Origin of the sequence: Gemmatimonas sp., assembly GCF_041689975.1 — a bacterium.
Lineage (GTDB): Bacteria > Gemmatimonadota > Gemmatimonadetes > Gemmatimonadales > Gemmatimonadaceae > Gemmatimonas.
This window is the reverse complement of record NZ_JBDNFF010000034.1, coordinates 1-3,985: the sequence shown is the minus strand read 5'-3', so window position 1 is coordinate 3,985 and position 3,985 is coordinate 1. Positions and strand designations below refer to the sequence as shown.

Below are 3,985 nucleotides of genomic sequence, written 5' to 3'. Positions count from 1 at the left end.
CGTCCAGCGTTCGAACGCAGGGGTCTTCGGAGCTCAGACCAAGGCCGCGAGCCCGTTCTTTCTTGGGACGTGAGAGAGTTGGAGCGCCATCCCACTCGGGCGTTTCGCGTCCGACTCTCACTTGGCCACTGTGCTTTCGGTGGTGTTCAGGTACCGCGCGAACACCGGTTGGCTGAAGTGGAAGAATTCCCGGAGCCGTTCAACATCCGCCGGAACAATTCGCAGCAGCGCTGCAATGCAGGCGGCACCGAACTCGCGCATTGTGGTTTTAGTAATGGCTCCAACTCCAACAGATCGCGCACGGCGTTGTGGATTGCCGTCGAGGAGTCGCTCTTGGATTTCCGGGTGTTGGTCACAGCGCGCCATCCTCAATGGCATCCGTCGTGGACAGACACGCAAACGCCTTGGTCTTGAGCGCGCGGTGGTCACGAGGATTCTGACGGACACCCGAAGTACAGCACCGAGTGCCACCTTTGCAGAATGTTCGTCTCGCGGCCCTTTCGCGACTTCTGCGCCGGGTACCGTTGGGCGCCGCGAGACCGAGTCGAGCGAGCTCCGTGTCGGCACGGCAGATGCCGGGTCCGTACTTGGCTACCTATCTCTTGATTTCTTGATGGTTGGACGCCCAGTCGACAACGGCATGACGAAATGGGTATACCCCGCACCTCTCAGGAAGTGTGTCCGTGGAACGTGAAGTTCTCGCCGAAGCTGCCGAGCGGTCACCGTTCGCGGCGCGCTCGTCGCGATCTTCGCGGACTTCGCGCGAACTGCGGTGCTGGCGGCTGCCACGGAGCGAGCGGAGAACCAGCTGGTTCGCGCGAAGCTCGCGGAGCACGCGACGCGACGCGAAGAACAGCAACATGATGGAAATGGGCATCGTGCCGACGGACGGGGCGCGGCAAACCACCACGCCGGTTGTGGCGGTTCTTCGGTGCAGGATGGTCCCGCGCGCCTCCGCGCAAAAGACGCGCGCAATCATCATGTACGAATCTGACATCAGGCACTGCAGAGGCTGGTTTCTACGAAAACCATCGGCGTTCACCTGCTGCAAGGCTACCCCCGCGTCTCGGGTACCCTCGGCATCGCCATGTCATGGACTTTGCCCCATGGTCATCCGCAGATCGCCGTGCTCATCTATTGGATTCCACTAGAGCAAAGCAGGATTCAATCGCCAGAGCGCGAAGTTGAGCACGCCGGCGAAGCTCACCCAACACAGGTACGGCACGAGGAGCGCCCCTGCAATGCGGTGCAGTTTCCAGAACATGGCGATCGTGACCACGATCATTACCCAAAGTGCAATCAGCTCTGCAAGCGCTATCCCGCCCTGGCGCCACGCGAAGAACAACCAGGTCCAAAGCGCATTCAACGCCAACTGCACTACGAAGAGCGTCAGGGCAGTGCCAGCATCGCGAAAGCCGCATCGGCGCCACACGAGCCAGGCCGACGTTGCCATCAGTATGTAGAGTATCGACCAGGCCGGGCCGAAGAGCCAGGCGGGCGGTGCCCAAGCTGGTCGCACGAGGGTTGTATAGAAATTGACGTCGCTTGCTGACGCGATACCGCCGAGAGTAGCCGCGACTGCTGTGACTCCGACCCAGCCAAGCAGGCCAAGCGATTGTGAGGTGATTGATCGAGCGGTCATGTATGGAGGCGAGAGGGCGGGTACGGCGCGTAAGTCCAGACTTTGTGATAGAACGACGACATGGCGCTCCGATGTCAACATTGTATACAGTCCGGTCCAAGAAAAGGTTTGACCTAGTGCTTCGCGCGCTGAGCGCGGTGCACGGAAGCGTCCGCTGGGGATGGCCTGCAGCTTCAGGCAGTGTGTCCCTGAACGGGCGTCTACTCCGTCACGAAGACCTCGCGGCGCGCCTCCCGGCGCTGCCGGGCGGACCACCGAAGACGCCGTGACACGGCACTGATTTCATCGAGCCGTCCCGCACCACAGCGGCAATCCGGGACGTCGCAGGCCCGCGAGCACGGCGTATGCATAGACTAGCAGCAAACGCTCAGGACTTTTCCCGGATTACAACAGATGGCTGACGAATCGGACACACGGACAACAGGCGCCACGATTGCGATCATCGTGATTGCGTCGCTCGCGGTCGCTTACACGTTGTATTTCGCTCGGTCCTTCCTCGTACCGATCGCGTTTGCGATCCTGCTCGACTTTCTGTTCAGCCCGCTGGTTCGCGGAATGCAGAAGCTCTACCTCCCGATGAGCGCAGGTGCAGCGCTCATCGTATTCGGCCTCATCGCCATTGCAGTGCTTGGCTCTTACACCCTCTCGGGTCCGGCACAGAACATGCTGCGCGATGCGCCGGCAACCATTGCGAGAGTCCAGGGTGAAGTCGGCAAAGTGTTCAGACCGCTCACGGAGGTAACGACGACTGCGTCGAAAGCCGCCAAGGAAGTCGGAGTCCTGAGTGATAGTACGAGCCCGGCTGAGGTCACGGTGGTCGGTCCGTCGGTCGCATCCAAGCTTGCAGGAACAGCGCAGCGCATGCTGGCGGGCTTTTTTCAGGTCGCGTTTTTGTTGTTCTTCCTGCTTGCCGGTGGCGACTTGTTCCTCGAGAAGACGATAAGGGTCATTCCATTACTTCACGACAAGAAGAAGGCGGTTCGCATCGCCCGCGATGTGGAATCCGCCGTGTCCGTATATCTCATTGCGAATCTCGGCATCAACCTGATGGCAGGCGTGATGGTGGGTGCGGCCATGTGGATGCTCGATATGCCGAATCCGATCCTGTGGGGCGTGCTGACGGTAGCGTTGGAGTTCATTCCGTTTGTCGGACCACTTCTGATGATGGGGTTACTCGCGGTCAGCGCAGTCGGTGTGTACGACTCGTTCGGTCGGATACTCCTCGTGCCCGGCGCCTACTTCGTGGTGAATCTCATTCAGGGCAACATCGTCACGACGCTCGTTCTCGGACGGCGCCTTGCTCTCAACTCTGTGGCGCTGTTCGTTGGACTCGCATTCTGGTTCTGGGTCTGGGGGATCGCTGGTGCGTTCATCGGGGTTCCGCTCATGTCGATCATCAAGATCTGCTGCGATCACATCGAGGCATTGCATTGGATCGGAGAGTTTCTCGGTGCCCGCGACGAGCCGACTCGCACGGCGTCGCTGCCGGATGCGCTGACGGCCTGAATGGCGTTCGACGCGACATCCGGCGAGGATGCGTGGGTGTGGTACTCGTTACCACCCCTACAGCATCCACGTACCCCCGGTGAGACACTCGGGGCTGCTCGGTGCCGTGGCCAACCTCGGCGAAAGCATCGTGGACTTCGTGGTGTGGCCGTGGGTCATCAACAGCGACTATTCAGACGTGACGTTCAACTTCACAAAAGCCGTGAAGGAAGCATTCGATGCCGAAGAAATCGGCATCCCGTTTCCGCAGCGCGACCGGTATGTGTTTCGGGCAGCACCCGTGTAGCTCATGTTGCGTTCCATCACGTTGCGCCTAACGTAACGTAGAACGACCGACGAGATGTTGTCGCGGCAGGCGTTCTGTCGTTGTCACATGGTTCGCGCGTGCGGCTTACGCGTGCTGACGCGCGTGCGCACCCGCGGAGAAGTCCTCAACTACTTGGGCGTTACTTATCCGTGCAGCAAATGGTTCCTATCAGTAGTGTCCCAACGTTTTTTTGAGGAGAACGAGTGGAATGGGCTCGACATCAGCGTCTGAATAACGGGGTGGTGGCGTACGTAGTTGATGGAGCGGGACTTGCTCGAACAGGGCCACACGCAGGATCTGTAGAATTTCTCACACGCTCTGCCGGTCAAGCGGTAGACCTTGCTTCGCGATCCAGAGGTGCGTCTTCACCGCGTGCTCGCAGGTCCCCACCCGCTGCATGATGCGCCGGTGCGGCGTGATCCACGGGAAGCACCACGCCACCCGTGAACACGTGGGGACACCACTCATTGTCTTGCTGTTCTTCGCGCGCCTTCGCGACCTTCGCGACCTTCGCGGACTTCGCGCGAACT

At 60.3% G+C, this 3,985-nt stretch carries 5 protein-coding genes; 3 read left to right on the top strand and 2 right to left on the bottom strand.

All coding sequences use genetic code 11. The features are described 5' to 3' along the window. The first annotated feature begins 168 nt into the window (after positions 1-168). A complete protein-coding gene (locus tag ACESNG_RS02490; protein WP_373067663.1) occupies positions 169-414 on the top strand; it encodes a hypothetical protein in 246 nt (81 codons plus the stop codon). 733 nt (positions 415-1,147) lie between these two features. On the opposite strand, the gene ACESNG_RS02485 is transcribed toward ACESNG_RS02490, so the two are convergent. Continuing rightward, positions 1,148-1,642 carry a TspO/MBR family protein gene (locus ACESNG_RS02485; RefSeq protein WP_373061181.1) on the bottom strand — a complete coding sequence of 165 codons (495 nt, stop codon included), beginning with the start codon at positions 1,640-1,642 and terminating at the stop codon, positions 1,148-1,150. Positions 1,643-2,035: 393 nt separating this feature from the next. On the opposite strand from ACESNG_RS02485, the gene ACESNG_RS02480 reads away from it, so the two are divergent. Next, positions 2,036-3,148, top strand: coding sequence for an AI-2E family transporter (locus tag ACESNG_RS02480; RefSeq protein WP_373061180.1), 1,113 nt, complete (start codon positions 2,036-2,038; stop codon positions 3,146-3,148). A 79-nt stretch (positions 3,149-3,227) separates the two neighbouring features. Beyond that, positions 3,228-3,434: a hypothetical protein gene (locus ACESNG_RS02475; RefSeq protein ID WP_373067660.1), complete on the top strand. Its 207-nt coding sequence runs from the start codon at positions 3,228-3,230 to the stop codon at positions 3,432-3,434. A gap of 346 nt (positions 3,435-3,780) precedes the next feature. On the opposite strand, the gene ACESNG_RS02470 is transcribed toward ACESNG_RS02475, so the two are convergent. Beyond that, positions 3,781-3,985: hypothetical protein (locus ACESNG_RS02470; protein WP_373067658.1), on the bottom strand; the 205-nt coding region annotated here is incomplete at its 5' end.

Bases quoted from the DNA above. Each gene is read 5' to 3' on its own strand.
- ACESNG_RS02485 (WP_373061181.1), bottom strand. From the start codon at position 1,642: ATGACCGCTCGATCAATCACCTCACAATCGCTTGGCCTGCTTGGCTGG.
- ACESNG_RS02480 (WP_373061180.1), top strand. From the start codon at position 2,036: ATGGCTGACGAATCGGACACACGGACAACAGGCGCCACGATTGCGATC.